General features: G+C 60.6%; 20 protein-coding genes. 9 read left to right on the top strand and 11 right to left on the bottom strand.

Translation table 11 applies throughout. From position 1 onward, the window contains the following. Positions 1–40 precede the first annotated feature (40 nt). On the bottom strand, positions 41–649 hold the full coding sequence (gene hisB, locus SYNCC9605_RS01090) for an imidazoleglycerol-phosphate dehydratase HisB (RefSeq protein ID WP_011363251.1): 609 nt from the start codon (positions 647–649) through the stop codon (positions 41–43). 29 nt (positions 650–678) lie between these two features. Further along, on the bottom strand, positions 679–1461 hold the full coding sequence (gene fabI, locus SYNCC9605_RS01085; protein WP_025362030.1) for an enoyl-ACP reductase FabI: 783 nt from the start codon (positions 1459–1461) through the stop codon (positions 679–681). Positions 1462–1544: 83 nt separating this feature from the next. Here fabI and SYNCC9605_RS01080 point away from each other — a divergent pair, with 83 nt between their 5' ends. Beyond that, positions 1545–2456 carry an FAD-binding domain-containing protein gene (locus SYNCC9605_RS01080; RefSeq protein WP_011363249.1) on the top strand — a complete coding sequence of 304 codons (912 nt, stop codon included), beginning with the start codon at positions 1545–1547 and terminating at the stop codon, positions 2454–2456. Positions 2457–2471: 15 nt separating this feature from the next. Further along, complete coding sequence (locus SYNCC9605_RS01075) at positions 2472–2912, top strand: hypothetical protein (protein WP_011363248.1); 441 nt, start codon at positions 2472–2474, stop codon at positions 2910–2912. On the opposite strand, the gene SYNCC9605_RS01070 is transcribed toward SYNCC9605_RS01075, so the two are convergent. Next, the gene (locus tag SYNCC9605_RS01070; RefSeq protein WP_011363247.1) at positions 2894–3412 is read right to left on the bottom strand and encodes a hypothetical protein; all 519 of its coding nucleotides are present in this window, start codon (positions 3410–3412) and stop codon (positions 2894–2896) included. The genes SYNCC9605_RS01075 and SYNCC9605_RS01070 overlap by 19 nt on opposite strands. A 57-nt stretch (positions 3413–3469) precedes the next feature. On the opposite strand from SYNCC9605_RS01070, the gene SYNCC9605_RS01065 reads away from it, so the two are divergent. After that, positions 3470–4054, top strand: a complete 585-nt coding sequence (locus SYNCC9605_RS01065) for a thioredoxin family protein (protein WP_011363246.1) — start codon at positions 3470–3472, stop codon at positions 4052–4054. A gap of 19 nt (positions 4055–4073) precedes the next feature. Then, positions 4074–5315, top strand: coding sequence for a DegT/DnrJ/EryC1/StrS family aminotransferase (locus SYNCC9605_RS01060; RefSeq protein ID WP_011363245.1), 1242 nt, complete (start codon positions 4074–4076; stop codon positions 5313–5315). Here SYNCC9605_RS01060 and SYNCC9605_RS01055 read toward each other — a convergent pair. Genes SYNCC9605_RS01055 through folK form a run of 3 tightly spaced genes read right to left on the bottom strand, consistent with a single transcriptional unit; the run spans position 5294 to position 7803 of the window. Further along, the gene (locus SYNCC9605_RS01055; RefSeq protein ID WP_011363244.1) at positions 5294–6727 is read right to left on the bottom strand and encodes an FAD-binding domain-containing protein; all 1434 of its coding nucleotides are present in this window, start codon (positions 6725–6727) and stop codon (positions 5294–5296) included. The two genes, SYNCC9605_RS01060 and SYNCC9605_RS01055, sit on opposite strands and share 22 nt — an antisense overlap. Then, positions 6727–7287 carry an NUDIX hydrolase gene (locus SYNCC9605_RS01050; protein WP_011363243.1) on the bottom strand — a complete coding sequence of 187 codons (561 nt, stop codon included), beginning with the start codon at positions 7285–7287 and terminating at the stop codon, positions 6727–6729. The genes SYNCC9605_RS01055 and SYNCC9605_RS01050 overlap by 1 nt, the downstream gene beginning before the upstream one ends. Positions 7288–7305: 18 nt before the next feature. Then, positions 7306–7803: a 2-amino-4-hydroxy-6-hydroxymethyldihydropteridine diphosphokinase gene (folK, locus tag SYNCC9605_RS01045; protein ID WP_011363242.1), complete on the bottom strand. Its 498-nt coding sequence runs from the start codon at positions 7801–7803 to the stop codon at positions 7306–7308. Between folK and SYNCC9605_RS01040 the strand changes: the two genes are divergently transcribed. Both SYNCC9605_RS01040 and bchD read left to right on the top strand, forming a co-directional pair. Next, entirely contained in the window at positions 7802–9295 is a 1494-nt protein-coding gene (locus SYNCC9605_RS01040) for a tetratricopeptide repeat protein (RefSeq protein WP_041434333.1), read from the top strand. The two genes, folK and SYNCC9605_RS01040, sit on opposite strands and share 2 nt — an antisense overlap. Before the next feature lie 8 nt (positions 9296–9303). Further along, complete coding sequence (bchD, locus tag SYNCC9605_RS01035) at positions 9304–11409, top strand: magnesium chelatase ATPase subunit D (protein WP_011363240.1); 2106 nt, start codon at positions 9304–9306, stop codon at positions 11407–11409. 50 nt (positions 11410–11459) lie between these two features. Here the strand turns inward: bchD and SYNCC9605_RS01030 are convergent, their stop codons facing one another. After that, positions 11460–12320: an MlaD family protein gene (locus SYNCC9605_RS01030; RefSeq protein WP_011363239.1), complete on the bottom strand. Its 861-nt coding sequence runs from the start codon at positions 12318–12320 to the stop codon at positions 11460–11462. A gap of 5 nt (positions 12321–12325) precedes the next feature. After that, entirely contained in the window at positions 12326–13084 is a 759-nt protein-coding gene (locus SYNCC9605_RS01025; protein WP_198002493.1) for an ABC transporter ATP-binding protein, read from the bottom strand. Positions 13085–13233: 149 nt separating this feature from the next. Here SYNCC9605_RS01025 and yvcK point away from each other — a divergent pair, with 149 nt between their 5' ends. Next, positions 13234–14589: a gluconeogenesis factor YvcK family protein gene (yvcK, locus tag SYNCC9605_RS01020; protein WP_011363237.1), complete on the top strand. Its 1356-nt coding sequence runs from the start codon at positions 13234–13236 to the stop codon at positions 14587–14589. Positions 14590–14596: 7 nt separating this feature from the next. Here yvcK and SYNCC9605_RS01015 read toward each other — a convergent pair whose 3' ends face one another. The 3 genes from SYNCC9605_RS01015 to SYNCC9605_RS01005 are packed head-to-tail and all read right to left on the bottom strand — an operon-like array spanning position 14597 to position 16265. Beyond that, positions 14597–15163 (bottom strand): NAD(P)H-quinone oxidoreductase subunit J, encoded by a 567-nt coding sequence (locus SYNCC9605_RS01015; RefSeq protein ID WP_011363236.1) that lies wholly within the window; start codon positions 15161–15163, stop codon positions 14597–14599. Further along, the gene (nuoB, locus tag SYNCC9605_RS01010) at positions 15160–15900 is read right to left on the bottom strand and encodes an NADH-quinone oxidoreductase subunit NuoB (protein WP_011363235.1); all 741 of its coding nucleotides are present in this window, start codon (positions 15898–15900) and stop codon (positions 15160–15162) included. Before nuoB ends, SYNCC9605_RS01015 begins: the two co-directional genes overlap by 4 nt. A gap of 2 nt (positions 15901–15902) precedes the next feature. Next, on the bottom strand, positions 15903–16265 hold the full coding sequence (locus SYNCC9605_RS01005) for an NAD(P)H-quinone oxidoreductase subunit 3 (RefSeq protein WP_011363234.1): 363 nt from the start codon (positions 16263–16265) through the stop codon (positions 15903–15905). 83 nt (positions 16266–16348) lie between these two features. Between SYNCC9605_RS01005 and SYNCC9605_RS01000 the strand changes: the two genes are divergently transcribed. Together SYNCC9605_RS01000 and SYNCC9605_RS00995 are read left to right on the top strand one after the other, a co-directional pair. Further along, positions 16349–16768: a rubredoxin gene (locus SYNCC9605_RS01000; protein ID WP_011363233.1), complete on the top strand. Its 420-nt coding sequence runs from the start codon at positions 16349–16351 to the stop codon at positions 16766–16768. Between the two features lie 9 nt (positions 16769–16777). Next, the gene (locus SYNCC9605_RS00995; protein WP_011363232.1) at positions 16778–17779 is read left to right on the top strand and encodes a photosynthesis system II assembly factor Ycf48; all 1002 of its coding nucleotides are present in this window, start codon (positions 16778–16780) and stop codon (positions 17777–17779) included. The last annotated feature ends 51 nt before the right edge of the window (positions 17780–17830 follow it).

Genomic DNA, 17830 nt, shown 5'->3' with positions numbered 1-17830 from the left:
CCCATCCTCTCGTAACGGACTGTGAAGCGCGGAGGAGGCTTCAGCTGGCGCCAGCCTGCTCAAGCACCCCTTTGCTGCTGGGGATGGCGCCAGCCCGGCGTGGATCCACCTCCGTGGCCATGCGCAGGGCCCGAGCAAAAGCCTTGAAGCAGGCTTCCACGATGTGGTGGGAGTTGACCCCATCCAACTGCCGGATGTGGAGGGTCAGCCCGCTGTTGTTGACCACCGCCACGAAGAACTCCTTCACCAGCTCGGTGTCATAGGTGCCGATCCTCTGGCTGGGAATCGCGAGGCTGTAGCTGAGATGAGGGCGACCGGAACAATCCAGGGCCACCTGCACCAGGGCCTCATCCAGCGGTGCCACGAAGTGACCGAAGCGATGAATGCCGCGCCGGTCTCCCAAGGCCTGGGCCAGGGCTTGCCCCACGGCAATTCCCACGTCCTCGTTGGTGTGGTGGTCGTCGATGTGGGTATCTCCCACCGCATTGATCTCCAGGTCGATCAGGCCGTGGCTGCTGATCTGATGAAGCATGTGGTCGAGAAACGGCACACCGGTGCTGGCCTGGCATTGGCCGGAGCCGTCCAGATCCAGACGCACCTTCACATCGGTTTCACCAGTGACCCGATGGATCGTTCCCTGACGTGCCATCACCCGAGCTTCAGTGCCCTCATCGTGCCTCACATTCCGGTGACGCAATAGCCCGCATCCACGTAGATGGTCTGACCGGAGATGCCGCTGGCCAGATCGCTGAGCAGGAAGGCAGCGGTGCCGCCCACTTCCATCTGGGTCACGGTGCGGCGCAGGGGAGCCTTCTCCTCCACGTTGTGGATCATGTCGAGAATGCCGCCGATGGCGGAGCTGGCCAGGGTGCGGATCGGGCCGGCGCTGATGGCATTGACGCGCACCTGCTTTTCGGGACCCAGCTCTGCCGCGAGATAGCGAACAGACGCCTCCAGAGCCGCCTTGGCGACGCCCATCACGTTGTAGTTGGGGATGGCCCGCTCAGCGCCGAGGTACGACAGCGTGATCACACCGGCCTTCTCGCTGAACAGCGGCTTGGCATGGGCGCAGAGGGGGGCCAGGGAGTAGGCGCTTATGTCGAGGGAGCGGGCAAAACCTTCAGCGGTGGTGGCGCTGTAGTCACCGATCAGCTCTTCCTTACCGGCAAAGGCCAGGCAGTGCACCAGACCGTCGAGAACACCCCACTTCTCCTTGATCTCGCCGAAGACCTCAGCCATCTGGTCGGCATCCTGCACATTCAGAGGCAGGAACAGGCTGGGTTCCAAGGGAGCGGTGAGTTCGCGCACCTTGGCCTCAAAACGGCCCTTGTCATCAGGCAGATAAGTGATGCCGAGTTCAGCACCGGCCGCCTTCAGTTGCTGAGCAATGCCCCAAGCGATCGAACGGTTGTTGGCGATGCCGGTGACGAGAATCTTCTTGCCGGTGAGATCAAGCAGCATCGGGACAGACCGGAACGGGTTGAATTCGCGCGATTCTCCCCCATCCCCCGCCAAGATCACCGCTCCCTTGCTGACAAAGGCCGGTGCCCAGCGCTGCGTCACCCCCGATCAACGGCGACCTGCCGCGGCAATTCGCGTCCCGCGAAGCCCTCAACACCCTGCTGGCGCAAGAGTTCCCAGGAGCGGAAGGGGAGCTCAGCCCGATCCGCGGTGGGCGTGTGCCAGCTGAAGAGAAACTGCGGCGCATTGACGCGAGGCGCTACGCCAAAAGCCGAAATCACCTCAGGGGCGCGGTTACCGGGCTGTCGCCCTACATCCGCCACGGCGTGCTGACCCTCGCGGAGGTGCGCGATTCAGTGTTTGAACGGATCCGCAACCGCGATGAGGGCGGAAAGCTAATCAACGAACTCGGCTGGCGAGACTTCTGGCAACGGATGTGGCTCGATCTGGGGGATGGCATCCATGACGATCAGGAACCGTTCAAGACGGGCCATGACGCTGGTGCCTATGCCCAGGAGCTGCCGGCCGATGTGCGCGCCGGGACCACAGGGCTGGCCTGCATGGATGGCTTCCGTGATCAACTGGTGAGCACCGGCTGGCTTCACAACCACGCCCGCATGTGGATGGCCGCCTGGCTCGTGCATTGGCGACGGGTCCACTGGAAGGCTGGAGCCGACTGGTTCCTGGAGCACCTGCTGGATGGCGACCCGGCCAGCAACCATCTGAGCTGGCAGTGGGTGGCCAGCACCTTCAGCCACAAGCCTTACTTCTTCAACCGCGGCAATCTGGAGCGCTACAGCGAAGGGCAGTACTGCAACAGCTGCCCCAGCGCGAACAGCTGCCCCTTTGAAGGCAGCTACGACCAACTCGAAAACCAGCTGTTCGCTCCTATGCCAGCCATTCGGGAGACCGGCAACAACCGCAACCAGCAGCGCAACCGCCAGCGCCGGAGCAGCGGGGGCGCCAGTGCCGCCCTGGCCCGTCCCAAGCGATAAGCAGGAGATTCATTGATGACATTTCAACGCCCGATCCTCTGGATTCACGAGGAGGCCCTTGGTGCCAACAATCCAGCGCTGCAGGCCTGGCCCGAGGCACCTGCGGTGTTCGTGTTCGACACCCAATGGATCCAGGACGCACGAATCAGCCGCAAACGGCTCGGCTTCCTCTACGAAAACGCCCTCGACCTTCCCGTCACCCTGCGCAAGGGGAACGTCGCCGATGAGGTGCTGGCCTTTGCCCGTCGCCATCAGGCCGATGGTGTAGTGAGCAGCAGCGCAGTGGATCCACGTCTGGGGCGCATCGGTGAGGCCATCGATGCTGAACTGCCGCTAGACCTGCTGGATCCCGCACAGTTCGTGGAACTGCCGCGGCCTCCCCGGCTGGGGCGGTTCAGCCGCTACTGGCGCGAAGCCGAAGCGGTTGTTTGGGAGGGCTACTCACCAGCCCGTTGATCCCTCAGCAGCTGCCGGGCCCGCTTCAATTCCTCCACGGGATTGGTGAGCAGGTCTTCCTCTTCGAGGGAGGGCAGCTGCACAGGGACCACCTGATCCTCCTTACGGGGCGGCTCGGTCCACTGCCATCGGTCTTCCGGAGCGCGGGCAAGGCATAAAGCCTTCAGCTCGCCCTTCAACAGCGCACGCACGTCGATTCGGGCTACTGCATCGAAAAACTCCTGACGGGTCGCCAGCCCGGAACTGAACGGTGTTGACCCGTTGCCGTTGAACAGGCGGGCTGGATCAGGCAGCCATCGGGGACGACACACCCCCGGGAAGCTGGTGTCTGTCTCCAGATAAATGTGGAGCCCGAAGCCATCGGGCTGGTTCACCACAGCGACCCCGTCATGGGAGACATGGCGCTGCAAAGGAAACAACCGCCAGCTGGGCGGCTCCTTCGGAGCAGCGCAGGCCCCCAGCAGCAAGGCAACTCCCCAAAGCAGACGCGGGCGCGGCATCCATCACCACCGGAGGTGGCCATCCTGAAGCAGATTCGCCGCATCTGCCCGCGCCTTATGGCCCTAACACCATCCACGATGCTGGCGCTCGGCACACGCCTGCCCGATTTTGATCTTCCCCAGGTGACGGACGGGCGGCTGAACAGCCAATCGCTGGTCGAACGTCCGGTGCTGCTGATGGTGCTTTGCGCCCATTGCCCCTTTGTGAAACATGTGGAGCCCGAGCTCAGCCGGCTGGATCACGACTTCAGCGAAGCGGTGCAGCTGGTGGGCGTCAGCAGCAACAGCCTGATCACCCACCCCCAGGACGGACCGGAACAACTGGCGGATCAGGCCAAGCGCCAGGGCTGGAGCTTTCCCTACCTTCTGGATGAACAGCAAACTCTGGCCAGGGATCTGCGGGCCGCCTGCACGCCGGAGTTCTACCTGTTTTCACCCGATGGCGAAGGCCTACAGAGCCTGCGCTACCGCGGCCAATTGGACGGCAGCCGACCCAGCAACGATCTTCCCCTCGACGGCCGAGAGCTGCGCGCCGCCCTCGATGCCGTACTGACGGGATCTCCCGTCAACCCAGACCAGACCGCCTCTGTGGGCTGCAATGTGAAGTGGAACCCCGGACACGAACCGGAGTGGTTCGGCTAAGCCACTTAAGCTTTCCTTCATGCAGGTTCCTCCCTTCAGCCTCAGCCAGCAGATCGACGATCTCGGTGTGGACCTCGAAGAGGCGGTGCTCGAGGTGTTGCGCAGCGGCCAGTACATCGGTGGACCGCAAATCAAACGCTTCGAGGAGGCCTTTGCCGCCAGCGTTGGTTGCGAGCACGCCGTGGGCTGCAACAGCGGCACCGATGCATTGATCCTTGCCCTGCGCGGCCTGGGGATCGGAGCATGCGATGAGGTGATCACCTGCTCGTTCAGTTTTTTCGCCACAGCTGAGGCCATCAGCGCCGTCGGCGCCACGCCAGTGTTCGTGGATGTCGACCCCAGCACTTACCTGATCGATTTTGATCAGATCGAAGCCTCGATCACCCCCGCCACCAGGGCCCTGATGCCGGTGCACCTGTTTGGGCGTGCGGTGAACATGACCCGGCTAATGGCCATTGCCGAACGCCATCAGCTGAAGGTGATCGAAGACTGCGCCCAGGCGACGGGAGCCCGCTGGCAGGGCCAGGCGGTGGGCAGCTTCGGCGATGCAGGCTGCTTCAGCTTCTTCCCCACCAAGAACCTCGGTGCGGCGGGAGACGGCGGAGTTGTCACCACCAGCGATGCAGGACTGGCCCAGGCTATGCGCGAGCTCGCCGTGCACGGCATGCCCGAGCGCTACCTGCACACCAGCCTTGGCTACAACAGCCGACTGGATGCAATCCAGGCTGCGGTGCTGAATGTGAAGCTGCCAAAGCTGGAAGCGTGGATCAGCAAACGAACCGCCATCGCTGAGCGCTATCGGGATGCCCTCGGTGATCTCAACGGACTCACCCTGCCGACAGCCGACGACGGCCACAGCTGGAATCAGTTCGTGGTGCGCATCGGCAGTTGCCCCAACGGCCAGCAGCTCTGCAACGCCAGCTGCAATCCCTCCAGCACCAGCGCACGCCACGGAATTCCGGAGAGCTGTTGCCGCGACTGGGTCAAGCAGACCCTGCAGGAGCATGGGGTGAGCACGATCATTTACTACCCGATTCCGATCCACCGCCAGCCGGCCTACGCCCATCTGGGTTTGAAACAGGGCTCCCTACCGGTGACGGAACAGCTCTGCAGCCAGGTGCTAAGCCTGCCGACCTTCCCTGAGTTGAGTGATACTCAGCAACAAGCTGTGATCGACACGGTGCGCCAGCTGATGGCACCCAAGGTGCCGGCCCAGTTCCGCCGGAGCGATGAAGGCGATCAGGACCGGATGGTGGCGTAAAGCGCTTTAAAACGAGCCTGCTGGTTCTTGTGATCCACCAGCGGTTCGGGATAGTCGCGCCGCTCAAGCGCACCGATCTCACCACTGAGAAGATCTTTAGTGTTCACATGGCGGAGCTCAGGCACCCAACGGCGGATGTAATCGCCGGCTGAATCAAATTTGGAGGCCTGAGTCGCGGGATTGAAGATGCGCAGGGGCTTGGTATCCATGCCGCTGCTGGCGCTCCATTGCCAGCCGCCGTTATTGGCCGCCAGGTCGCCGTCCACCTCCAGTTCCATGAAGGCGCGCTCACCCCAGCGCCAGTCGCAGATCAGGTCTTTGACCAGATAGGAGGCCACGATCATGCGGCAGCGGTTGTGCATCCAACCGGTCTGGTTGAGCTGACGCATGGCGGCATCAATGATCGGCATGCCGGTCTGCCCTTCCTTCCAGAAGTCGAACCAGTCCTCGTTGTTCTCCCAGGGGAAGCGGCGCCACTGCTCGCGATAGGGGCCATCGGCGAGCTCCGGGAAATAGAACAGGGCCTGCTGGTAGAACTCGCGCCAGCCCAGCTCTTGTTCCCAAACAGCGATCGCCTGCAACTGCTCCTCACTGCGGGCTTGCTCTCGGGAATCCTGGGCGGCACACCAGGCCTGACGCGGGCTGAGGGTGCCCACGCTCAGGGCCGCGCTTAGATACGAGGTGCCGGCGGTGCCGGGAAAATTGCGGTCGGGTTCGTAACCGAGCAGCGGTCCATTACAGAAGGTGGTGAGTTGCTCCAGGGCCGCCGCCTCTCCAGGGCGGCAAGGGCATATCTCGGAGCCCTGGAACCCATGGCTCTCGCGCAGGGCTGGCAGGGGATCCCCAGCCGGCATCAGCTCAGGCGGAAGATCCACCAAGCCTGTCGGAGCTGCAACGGTGGCTGGCTTCTGAGCCAGCACCTGACCACGCCAGTTGCGCAGAAACGGGCCATACACGCGATAAGGATCACCAGCGCCGGTCTTGAGCAGCTCCGGAGCGATCAGCAGCTGATCCCAATCCGCTACCACCCGCCGGCCATCAGCCTGCAACGTTTTGGCCACCTGGCGATCCCGCTTACGGGCGTAGGGCTCCACATCGCGGTTCCACACCACAGCCTCAGCACTGATCTGCTGGGCCACTTGAGGCAACACCGCCACCGGGTCGCCTTCAACAACGAGCAAGCGGCTTCCGGCCTCCCGCCAGCGCTGTTGCAGTTCCACCAGGCTTTCGATCAGGAACCAGAGCCGGGCCGGCGCCATTGGTGGCAGCTCCGGCGGCGGGTTGATCACCGCAGGATCGAGCACGTACACCCCGGTCACCGCCGGGCTGATCTGCGCCGCAACCACCAGACCGAGGTTGTCCGCCAGACGCAGGTCGCGCCGGTGCCAGAACAGAACGCGAGACGTTGGCATCAGAGTCCGAGAAGTTGCTTGGCGCGGTACCAGGCGGTGACGCTCTTGCCATCAAGCCATTCATCCCCGGAGGCAAGGGCCGCATCCAGCGCCGCCGGCGTCATCAGCACCACCTCAAGGTCTTCGTCGTCATCGCCAGCCGGTGGGTTCTCCAGGGGGGTGAGCGCCCGGGCCAGGAAGCAGTGGATCACCTCATCGGAATACCCGGGGCAGGGCAGCATCGGGCCAAGCGCATCCCACTTGGCTGCGCTGTAGCCGGCCTCTTCCCCCAACTCCCGCTGCATCGACATCAGAGGGTCTTCGCCTTCTTCCAGGGTGCCGGCGGGGAATTCCAGCAGACGTGCCTGCACCGCGAAGCGGTACTGCCGCAGCAGCACCACCTGACCGTCACCGGTAATTGGTACAGCCAGGGAGGCGCCGGGGTGGCGGATCATCCCAAAGGTGGCCTCCACCCCCATCGGCAACTTGATGCGGTTTCGCTCGAAGCGAATCTTGCGCGCATCAACCGCCTCCACTGTGTCCAGCAGCTCGAACGGTTCCGGGGCCGGCAGCGGCGCCATGGGATCAGGCGAAAAGGGTCACCAGCATGGCGGGTGGATGCCTTGCATTGCCTGAAGCAATGGCTCCAGCACAAAACTGCGCAGGTGCATCCGCGGATGGGGCAAGACCAGGCGGGGATGTTCGAGCCGCAGCTCACCCCAAAACAACAGGTCAAGATCCAATGGCCGTGGGCCCCAGCGCTGCTCTCGCTGCCGATCGCGGCCGCAACTCTGTTCCAATCGCTGGAGGTGCTCCAGCAACTCAAGCGCGGCTAGCTCAGACGGCAAACGCTGAACACGGGTGAGCAGAAGAACGGCGTTGCAATACGCGTCCTGACCTAAGGGGCCCCCAATCGGCTGGGTTGTAAGGAATGAGGAGCAACGCACATCACAAGAATCAACATCGCCCCACGTCAGAAGCCAGCCGCTCAGGAGCGGAGCAATCAAACGCAGCGTGGCTTCAGGAGGACCGTGACAGCTACGGACGTTGGCACCAAGCCCAATCGCGAGAGCCTGTTGAAGGGGAAACGGTGCCATGACACAAAATCAGACCAATGCGTCTGTCGACTCTAAGAAGACGTCATGTAATAATATTGTGCGATTTAATAGTGACGAAGACGAAATGATTATCAAAAAATTCATCAAAAAGCTCTCATTTCTTAATTTTAGTAAATACGAACGTAAAAAATCCATACCCTTACTCAACCCTAGTAAAGACGAAATTGAGCGCCTCACCTTAAAAGAAGTTGACTCATTAATCTCGGAAAAGAAATATAAGAAAGCACTTAAATTAATTACTACGTCAATCAAAAGCGGAGCCAAAACCAACAAAATATTACTCAAAAAAGCATTTCTTCTTTCTCAAATTGGGCAATATACCGATGCTCACGCAATTTGGGAAAGACTCAGCAATTTAACAAACAAGCCAAAAATTGCAGCTCTTGCTAAAAAATCGCTTGAAATGTCGAAACATTTACAAGCAAATCAAATTAATTCCGTCAAACTCCTCATAGAAACTTGCCATGCGATAGCTCAGAAATACCAGCAGAAACTAAATCACCTTCCTTCATCAAAAGACGAATATTCTGGTGAAAATATCATCCCAGCAATTAGACGAGAAGCTGAAATAGCTCGCACCTATGAACTTCCAAAGCTCTCATCAGACATCATCGAACAGACCTTACAAGCTGGGCTTGAATCGCCACTACTAATCAACGACAAGGCTCTTTCAATGGGCATGCTGGGGCAGCACAAAAAAGCGCTGGAAATCCTCACATCACTAGAGCAAGAAATTAAAAATCCATCAATTAAAAACACGATTAAAGAAAGCATCACGAATCTGGAAAAATCAGCCAACCATCACCAAGCTAAAAAGTCAATCTATCTAATCAAGCAATCGAAACTGCTCGCCATCAGTAGTGGGATAGAAGCTAAACACATCCCTGATGAATTTAATGCAAACACAGAACTCGAGGTCAAGTCATTGATTTTTGGAGTAGCAATCAATTGCATCAAGACAAACCCAAAAGCTTGCTTAAGAATAGTAAATTCAATCTTAGACTATTTTCCCGACGACGGCGCCTCAATGCAACTTAAAGGCGAGGCTCTGGCCGAACTAAAAAGGGACAAAGAAGCAATCAATGTCTGGACGAAACTAGCCCACTCGGAACATGAAGAAACAGCAGACAAAGCGCGTAAATCCATTTCACAACTTTTAGCTCAGAAAGCCCTTCTAATCAGCGCTAACAAATCCCCTCAGGAAGCGCTCTCGATTTTTATAGACGAGCATTTGAAGATTAATCTCGCCCCAACATTTAATGAACTGATCGCACCGATCCTCAATCAGTTTGGGCCAGGCGATGAAACTTTGTTCGATCCCGAACTCGAACACCATCAGCTTCAACTGCAGTTCAACACCATTGTCATCCAACGTCTTGAGGCTCAATTAATTAATCAATCCAATTCAAAGAATCACTCACCAGCTGAAAAGCCCGACGCAATCAGCAAGACTGCCTCAAAAGCGGGTTGAACGCCTCCATGGTGTCAAGCGGTTTAGCGATCAAGGACGACCAGGCAACACGCGCCTTTCCGTTGGCTGCCATTACGGGCCACGGAACCCTCAAGCTTGCTCTTTTGTTGGCGGCGGTCGACCCAGGCCTTGGGGGCGTCGTCATCGCGGGTGGGCGCGGCACCGGCAAATCAGTCTTGGCGCGGGGTCTTCATGCTCTGCTCCCCCCGATCGACGTTCTAGATGCCGAAGGAGGCGTGGGGCGAAATCTCGACCCACAAAACCCAGAGGAATGGGATGACGCCACCCGGGAAAGCGTCAGTGGCGAAGCTCCGTCAACGGTCATCCCCGCCCCCTTCGTTCAGATCCCTCTTGGCATCACCGAAGACCGCCTGGTGGGCGCCGTCGATGTCGCCGCCTCGCTGTCCAGTGGCAGTGCCGTGTTTCAGCCCGGCCTACTGGCAGATGCCCACCGTGGGGTTCTCTACGTCGACGAACTCAATCTCCTGGATGACGGCATCGTCAACTTGATGCTGGCGGCCGTGGGCAGCGGCGAAAACCGCGTTGAGAGGGAAGGTCTCAGCCTCAGCCACCCCTGCCGGCCCCTGCTGATCGCCACCTACAACCCTGAGGAGGGCAACGTCCGCGATCACCTGCTGGATCGCTTTGCAATCGCGCTCTCGGCCAATCAGCTGGTGAGTACGGAGCAGCGGGTGGAAATCACCAATGCGGTGATCAGCCATGGCCAATGCAGCCGCAGCTTTGCTGAGAAGTGGGGCGAGGAAACCGATGCCCTGGCCACCCAGCTGCTGCTGGCTCGCCAGTGGCTGCCGGATGTGCAGATCAGCGGCGAACAGATCGAATACCTCGTCACCGAAGCCATCCGCGGTGGCGTGGAGGGCCATCGTTCCGAGCTCTATGCGGTGCGGGTGGCCAAGGCCCATGCAGCCCTCAGCGGACGGGATCAGGTGGAAGCCGACGACTTGCAAGTGGCCGTCGCCCTGGTGATCGCGCCGCGGGCCTCCCAGATGCCGCCACCGGACCAGCAGATGGAACCACCGCCACCGCAGGACCAGGAACCGCCGCCGCCGCCCCAGGACCAGGGCGACCAACAACAGGACAACCCACCACCACCGGAGGGATCCGGCGAGGAAGAGAACGAACCTCCGGAAGACAACAGCGAAGACGACAGCACCGACGATGACGAAGGTGACGACGAAGAGGACCAGGCTCCGCCGGCGGTGCCCGAGGAGTTCATGCTCGATCCTGAAGCGATCGAGGTGGACCCTGATCTGCTGCTGTTCAATGCCGCGAAAGCGAAAAGTGGCAACAGCGGCAGCCGCTCCGTGGTGCTGAGCGATAGCCGCGGTCGCTATGTGAAACCGATGCTGCCCCGTGGGCCGGTCCGCCGGATCGCCGTAGACGCCACCCTGCGGGCAGCGGCGCCATACCAAAAGATCCGCCGCGAACGTGAACCAGGCCGCTCAGTGATCGTGGAGGAGGGAGATCTGCGGGCCAAGTTGCTGCAGCGCAAGGCCGGCGCCCTGGTGGTGTTCCTTGTGGATGCCAGCGGCTCAATGGCCCTGAACCGAATGCAGAGCGCCAAAGGCGCCGTGATCCGTCTGCTCACCGAGGCCTACGAAAACCGCGATGAAGTTGCTCTGATCCCCTTCCGTGGCGATCAGGCCGAGGTGCTGCTGCCGCCGACCCGCTCGATCACGGCGGCCCGGCGCCGCCTTGAATCGATGCCCTGTGGCGGCGGTTCCCCCCTCGCCCACGGCCTCACCCAGGCGGCCCGCGTTGGTGCCAATGCTCTGGCCACAGGCGACCTTGGTCAGGTGGTGGTGGTGGCCATCACCGATGGACGCGGCAACGTTCCCTTGAGTACCTCTCTGGGCCAACCCGAGCTGGAGGGTGAAGAGAAACCCGACCTCAAGCAGGAGGTGCTGGATGTCGCTGCCCGCTACCGGATGCTCGGCATCAAGCTGCTGGTGATCGACACCGAGCGCAAGTTCATCGGCAGCGGCATGGGCAAAGACCTTGCCGAAGCCGCAGGCGGCAAATACGTTCAGCTGCCCAAGGCCAGCGATCAGGCGATTGCAGCGGTTGCGATGGACGCCATTAGCAACATCTGAGCAGCACAATATCGAGTCGATATTGATGCGATTTCGACTCGATATTGTGCCTATTGGGCGGTTTGTGCCGGGTAGATTTCGCTGAACAATTCACCCAAGCCGATGGTGAGATTGCGCACGCCCTTCATGAACTCAGGATCGCCGGTGAGTTGAGCCACATCGCCACCCACAGCATCAATCTTGGCGGTGAGCTGAGCTGCATTGGCGGCCGTCTGCTTGAACTCACTCACCGTCTGGGGATTGTCGAGCGAGGCAGCGATGTTGTTCACATGAGCCGTTGCCGACTCGAGATTGCGAATCACAGGAGCGGCCTTGGCCAGTTCATTCAGCAGCTGCACCGTCAGCGCCTCGAATTCCTTTGTGGTGGCCTCCATCTGCTCAAGCGAGGCCGCCACATTGGGAATCACCCGTTCGTCCTGAACCTGTGCCAGCAGCTCTTGCATGGTTGCCGTAACGGTGGAGAGACTGGGGGCTTCTCGTCCCACCACAGTTCCCCCGTTGCAGAGCTGGCGCGTTGGCTGACAATCAACCCCTCGGGGGAGGGGTGCGTCCTGGGGCAGTGGCTCACCACTGCTGACCAGGGCCACCTGGGCGTCACCCCCCAGCAGCGAGCCCGCCCCCACCGTGACTGTCACGGGACGAGACAGGCGCAGATCCCCTTTGTTGATCTCAAGCTCAGCCACCACAGCCTCAGGGGTGACCTCAATCGAGCGCACCGCACCAATGAGGATGCCCCGATAGGTGACGGGGGAGCGCTCCGCCAGACCCGCCGCATCATCGAACCGGGCGGTCAGGGTCCAGTGGCTAGCCCCCAATCGAACGCCTCTCAGCCACAGAGCCGTGGAAGCAAATCCGATGATGCCGCCGATCACCGTGAATCCGACGATGGCATCACGAACGCTGCGTCGCATGGTGGTCAGTGCTCCGCAGGTTGCATCGGTCCGCGCAGGCTACCCGTCCTGAACTGCACGACATAGGGGTTGTCGGTGGTGCGAAACGCATCCACCGAGCCTTCCCACTGGAACCTGCCGTCGTAGAGCATCACCACCCTTTCCGCAGAGCGTTCGATCGTGCTGCGCACGTGACTCACCACCACAGAACAGCCCTGCGCCACGGTGGTGGTTTTCACAATCAGATCCTCGATCCGCGTGCAAGCCACGGGGTCGAGTCCTGCCGTGGGCTCGTCATACAGCAGCAGGGGCATCGACTGATCCCCCCGCTGGGGATCATCAATCAGAGCTCGGGCAAAGCTGACCCGCTTCTGCATGCCACCACTCAATTCCCCGGCATAGAGATGGGCCACGTCATAGAGCCCCACCGCCTCCAGGCAGGCATGCGCACGATCACGGATCTCCTGCCGAGACAGCTGAGCCCGTTCCCGCAGCAGGAAGCCAACGTTATCTTCAACAGTGAGCGATGCCAGCAAAGCGGGGTTCTGGAACACCAGCCGCACGTCCGGCGGATCGGTTTGGTCCAGCCGCAGATAGGTCTGCGGCTGGTTGAACAAGCGCAGCTCACCACTGGTGGGCAACTGCAAACCAGCCAGCAAGCGCAACACCGTTGATTTGCCAGCCCCCGATGGACCCACCACGGCCAAACGCTCCCCCGCACGCAGGGTCAAATTGACCCGATCGAGAACAGGCCGAGGCCCCCACTGCATCATGAGGTCCCGCATCTCCACGACGGATTGAAGCTGCGGCACGGTCTGGGCCGAAAGACACACACATCCTGCCGCCTTTCCACAAGCTCCGTACAGTTCGTACAACTTGCGAACCAAGACGTTCCTTGGCGCCGAAGCCCCCGACAAGCAGACGCCAAGCCCGGATGATGCGCGATCAGCGGCGACGGGATCTGATGACCCGATCCCAACGGGCCGTTCGCTGGTTGCAACCCGGCCTGGTGGTCAAACGCTGGCTGCTGACCTCCGGCTTGGGCCTGTTGATGGCATTGCTTGGGGCCGCCGTCTGGGCCGACCTGAAACCGATCTACTGGATTCTGGAAACCCTCAGCTGGATTCTGGGCACGCTCACCACCGTGTTGCCCCGCGAGATCACCGGCCCCCTGGTGGTGCTGATCGGCAGTGGCCTCTTGCTTTGGGGGCAAAGCCGCAGCTTCGGCTCGATTCAACAGGCTCTCGCTCCCGACAAGGACACCGTTCTGGTGGATGCCCTGCGGGCCAAAAGCCGCTTAAACCGAGGCCCGAACATCGTGGCCATCGGCGGCGGAACAGGCTTATCGACCCTGCTGAGCGGCCTGAAGCGTTACAGCAGCCACATCACCGCCATCGTCACCGTCGCTGACGACGGCGGCAGCAGTGGGGTGCTCCGGCGGGAACTGGGAGTCCTTCCACCAGGTGACATCCGCAATTGTCTGGCCGCCCTCTCCACAGAAGAGCCACTGCTCACCCGCCTGTTCCAATACCGCTTTGCGGCTGGGAGCGGTCTGGAGGGGCACAGCTTCGGCAATCTGTTTCTCTCGGCCTTATCAGCGATCACGGGCAATCTGGAAACCGCCATCACGGCATCAAGTCGCGTGCTGGCCGTGCAGGGTCAGGTGGTGCCGGCCACCAACGTGGATGTGCAGCTCTGGGCCGAACTTGAAAACGGCCAACGGATCGAAGGGGAAAGCAACATCGGTCACGCCCCCAGCCCCATTGTTCGTCTGGGCTGCAGCCCTGAACGACCGCCGGCTCTGCCGCGGGCACTCGAAGCTATCGCCAATGCTGACCTAATCGTGCTCGGGCCGGGCAGCCTCTACACATCCCTACTACCCAATCTGCTGGTGCCGGAACTGGTGAACGCCATCAAACGCAGCCGCGCTCCACGGCTCTACATCTGCAACCTGATGACCCAGCCCGGCGAGACCGATGGCCTGGATGTACGCGGTCACATCCGAGCGATCGAAGCACAGCTCGCCAGCCTTGGAATTGAACCCAGGCTGTTCACTGCCGTCCTGGCCCAGGACGACCTCCCCGATTCAGATCTGGTGCGGTATTATCAAACCCGCGGTGCCCATCCAGTGCACTGCGATGCCGAAGGGCTACGCTCCGACGGCTATGACGTCACACAGGCACCCCTGCAGGGGGTGCGACCAACGGCAACACTGCGCCACGATTCGCGTAGCCTTGCTCTTGCGGTGATGCGGTTTTACCGCAGCCACCGCTCGCAGAACGCCGCATAAACGCCTTTCAATAGGCGTCCTGCATTTCATAGAAATCGGGCTGGACGTAATCTTTTCGCAGAGGCCATCCCTTCCAGTCCTCAGGCATTAGCAACCGTTTGGGATGGGGATGTCCCTCGAATTGGATGCCATACATGTCGAAGGTTTCACGCTCCTGCCAATCGGCGCCGCGGAACAACCCATAGATCGACGGCAATGAGGGGGTGCCTTCTCGATTGAGGAAGACTTTGATCCTCACTTCCCGCAGCTTGGCTGAGGGATCGGCCACCATCGCCTCGACCTGTTCAGCCATCGCCAACAGGTGATAGAAGCAAACCAGCTGCTCACCGGGGCCTTCGTCGTAGCCCCCTTGGCACTGCAGATAGTCGAAACCGTTGCTCTTGAGTGCAGCAGCGATCATCGGAAGAACGGCAGCGTCAACACCGATCTGCTCAACGCCAAGATGATCAGGCTCGAGGATGTTGTGATCAAAGCCTTGCTTGTTCAGCCATTGGCTCACCGGACCAGGCTCGGGAGCAACAACAGCACCCGTTTCATCCGAGGCGGCAGTCTGTTTGGAAGGGGTTTCGCTCATGACTCGAGAGGTTCAGCAGCAGGGGTAAGCACGGCGGCATCGGTGGCAAGCGTCTGACCAGCGGGCGCTGCAGCCAGGGCTGCTTTCTGGGATTCAGCCCGAAGGTAAGAACCGTTCACCACAGGCTCCACACGCTTCATCTGGTGAGAGACCGTCACGTAGCGATGGGTCTGCTGATGCTTGCGCCGCTCAGCCAGCGACTCATCGCCAACTTTCTTGCGCAGCTTGATCACGGCGTCAAAGATGGCCTCGGGGCGAGGCGGACAGCCGGGAAGATAAAGATCAACAGGAATCAACTTGTCGACGCCGCGCACTGCGGTGGTGGAGTCAGCGCTGAACATGCCACCCGTAATGGTGCAAGCGCCCATGGCGATCACGTACTTCGGCTCAGGCATCTGCTCATAAAGCCGCACCAGGGCGGGTGCCATCTTCATGGTCACGGTGCCGGCCACGATTAGAAGGTCGGCCTGACGCGGGGAACTGCGGGGAACCAGACCGAAGCGGTCGAAATCGAAGCGGGAACCAAGAAGCGCTGCGAATTCAATAAAGCAGCAGGCTGTTCCGTAAAGGAGAGGCCAAAGACTGCTTAAGCGAGCCCAGTTGTGCAGGTCATCCAAACTGGTGAGGATGACATTCTCGCTGAGGTCGTTGGTGACCGTCGGGGCACCAATCGGACTGCAGCTGGCTTCGCGCAGATCGCGAACAGCAGCAATGGAGGGGGATGTGTTCTCAGACATGACTAGCTCCACTCGAGGGCGCCTTTGCGCCAGGCATAGGCCAAGGCCACCAGCAGGATGGCGATGAAAATCAGGGCCTCAATAAAGGCCAACAAGCCAAGACGGTTGAACGCCACAGCCCAGGGATAAAGGAACACGGTCTCGACATCGAAGATGACGAAGACCAGCGCAAACATGTAGTAGCGAATATTGAATTGAATCCAGGCGCCGCCAATGGGTTCCATGCCGGATTCGTAGGTGAGCTGGCGCTCACCGGCACGGCTTTTCGGTGCTACAAGCTTGTTAGTAACCAGAGCCAACACAGGTACTGCTGCTGCAATCAGCAGAAACCCCAGGAAGGCGTCGTAGCCGGGCAGGGCAAACATGGAGGTCCCCGTAGACCGAGCCAGTCTGGCATTCACTGCCGGGAGTTGTCGCAGATAGAGTCGAGCCACCAAGCAGCACAACGGTGAGCGACGAACAACAGTCCGTCCAGCCGGTCGAAGCGACCGAAGCGGTAGAGCCAGCGATCGAAGCGGTTAAGCCAGCGATCGAAACCGCTTCAGAGAGCGATCCACGGACTCACCGTTTCGAATGTCGAAGCTGCGGCTACGTCTACGACCCTGAGGAAGGAGTCAAAAAGGTTGGTATCGAGGCCGGCACGGCTTTCGAAGATCTCGACCCGATGTCGTTTCGTTGTCCGGTATGCAGGAGCAGGGTGGCAGCATTCCGCGACATCGGCCCGCGGGCCAAGGCCAGCGGCTTCGACGAAAATTTGAATTTCGGCCTCGGTGTCAACCGAATGACCCCAGGGCAGAAGAATGTACTGATCTTTGGCGGCCTTGCCCTCGGCTTCGCCTTCTTCTTATCCCTTTATTCCCTGCGCTGAGGCCAACCCATGAAACGTCTGTTGAACTCTGCGACCCAGCTCTTGCTGGTGCTTGTGCTGGGGATCAGCCTCAGCGGCTGCGTCACCACGCACGTCCCCACGGCCACCACAAGCCCATGGCAGGCTATGGATCTCGACACTCAGGCCAACCCGCTGGATGTGGCCTTCACCGACAGCAGCCACGGCTACCTGGTGGGCAGCAATCGGATGATCCGGGAAACCAACGACGGAGGCGCCCACTGGAATGAGCGCAGCCTGGATCTTCCCGACGAAGAAAACTTCCGCCTGATCAGCATCGACTTCAGTGGCGATGAAGGCTGGATCGCCGGACAGCCAGGGCTGCTGATGCACAGCGACGACGGCGGTCAGAACTGGACTCGGTTGTTCCTCGACACCAAATTGCCTGGTGAGCCTTACCTGATCACGGCCCTGGGCAGCCATTCCGCAGAGCTTGCAACCAATGTAGGTGCGGTCTACGAGACGCACAACGACGGCAGCAGCTGGGAAGCCAAGGTCACCGACGCCGCCGGTGCCGTCCGCGACCTGCGACGCAGCAAGGACGGCAGCTACGTGAGCGTGAGTGGCCTGGGCAACTTCTACGCAACATGGGAACCAGGTGATTCCGTCTGGCAAGTCCACCAACGGGTGAGCAGCCAGCGGCTGCAGAGCATCGGCTTCCAGCCCGACGGCAATCTCTGGATGGTGGCCCGCGGCGCGCAGATTCGCCTTAACGATGAGCCAGGCGACTTCGACAGCTGGAGCAAAGCCATCATCCCGATCACCAATGGCTACGGCTACATGGATCTGGCCTGGGATGACGACGGCGCCATCTGGGCCGGCGGAGGCAACGGCACCCTGCTGGTGAGCCGGGATGGCGGCGACAGCTGGGAGAACGACCCCGTCGGGGACCGTCAACCCAGCAACTTCACCCGCATGGTGTTCGACGGGGAGCACGCCTTCGTGCTGGGTGAGCGGGGCAATCTGCTCCGTTGGGTGGACAACGCTGTGTAACTGCAGCAACGCCTCAGCCCCAGCTCACCTGAGCCACCTCCTAAGATCATC

Source organism: Synechococcus sp. CC9605 (assembly GCF_000012625.1).
GTDB lineage: Bacteria > Cyanobacteriota > Cyanobacteriia > PCC-6307 > Cyanobiaceae > Parasynechococcus.
Note: the sequence above shows the minus strand (reverse complement) of the source record. Positions and strands in the feature narration are given on the sequence as shown.

Coding starts and splice junctions, on each gene's coding strand:
- hisB (WP_011363251.1), bottom strand. CDS start 649: ATGGCACGTCAGGGAACGATCCATCGGGTCACTGGTGAAACCGATGTG.
- fabI (WP_025362030.1), bottom strand. CDS start 1,461: ATGCTGCTTGATCTCACCGGCAAGAAGATTCTCGTCACCGGCATCGCC.
- SYNCC9605_RS01075 (WP_011363248.1), top strand. CDS start 2,472: ATGACATTTCAACGCCCGATCCTCTGGATTCACGAGGAGGCCCTTGGT.
- SYNCC9605_RS01070 (WP_011363247.1), bottom strand. CDS start 3,412: ATGCCGCGCCCGCGTCTGCTTTGGGGAGTTGCCTTGCTGCTGGGGGCC.
- SYNCC9605_RS01065 (WP_011363246.1), top strand. CDS start 3,470: ATGGCCCTAACACCATCCACGATGCTGGCGCTCGGCACACGCCTGCCC.
- SYNCC9605_RS01060 (WP_011363245.1), top strand. CDS start 4,074: ATGCAGGTTCCTCCCTTCAGCCTCAGCCAGCAGATCGACGATCTCGGT.
- SYNCC9605_RS01055 (WP_011363244.1), bottom strand. CDS start 6,727: ATGCCAACGTCTCGCGTTCTGTTCTGGCACCGGCGCGACCTGCGTCTG.
- SYNCC9605_RS01050 (WP_011363243.1), bottom strand. CDS start 7,287: ATGGCGCCGCTGCCGGCCCCGGAACCGTTCGAGCTGCTGGACACAGTG.
- SYNCC9605_RS01040 (WP_041434333.1), top strand. CDS start 7,802: ATGACACAAAATCAGACCAATGCGTCTGTCGACTCTAAGAAGACGTCA.
- folK (WP_011363242.1), bottom strand. CDS start 7,803: ATGGCACCGTTTCCCCTTCAACAGGCTCTCGCGATTGGGCTTGGTGCC.
- bchD (WP_011363240.1), top strand. CDS start 9,304: ATGGTGTCAAGCGGTTTAGCGATCAAGGACGACCAGGCAACACGCGCC.
- SYNCC9605_RS01030 (WP_011363239.1), bottom strand. CDS start 12,320: ATGCGACGCAGCGTTCGTGATGCCATCGTCGGATTCACGGTGATCGGC.
- SYNCC9605_RS01025 (WP_198002493.1), bottom strand. CDS start 13,084: ATGCGGGACCTCATGATGCAGTGGGGGCCTCGGCCTGTTCTCGATCGG.
- yvcK (WP_011363237.1), top strand. CDS start 13,234: ATGATGCGCGATCAGCGGCGACGGGATCTGATGACCCGATCCCAACGG.
- SYNCC9605_RS01015 (WP_011363236.1), bottom strand. CDS start 15,163: ATGAGCGAAACCCCTTCCAAACAGACTGCCGCCTCGGATGAAACGGGT.
- nuoB (WP_011363235.1), bottom strand. CDS start 15,900: ATGTCTGAGAACACATCCCCCTCCATTGCTGCTGTTCGCGATCTGCGC.
- SYNCC9605_RS01005 (WP_011363234.1), bottom strand. CDS start 16,265: ATGTTTGCCCTGCCCGGCTACGACGCCTTCCTGGGGTTTCTGCTGATT.
- SYNCC9605_RS00995 (WP_011363232.1), top strand. CDS start 16,778: ATGAAACGTCTGTTGAACTCTGCGACCCAGCTCTTGCTGGTGCTTGTG.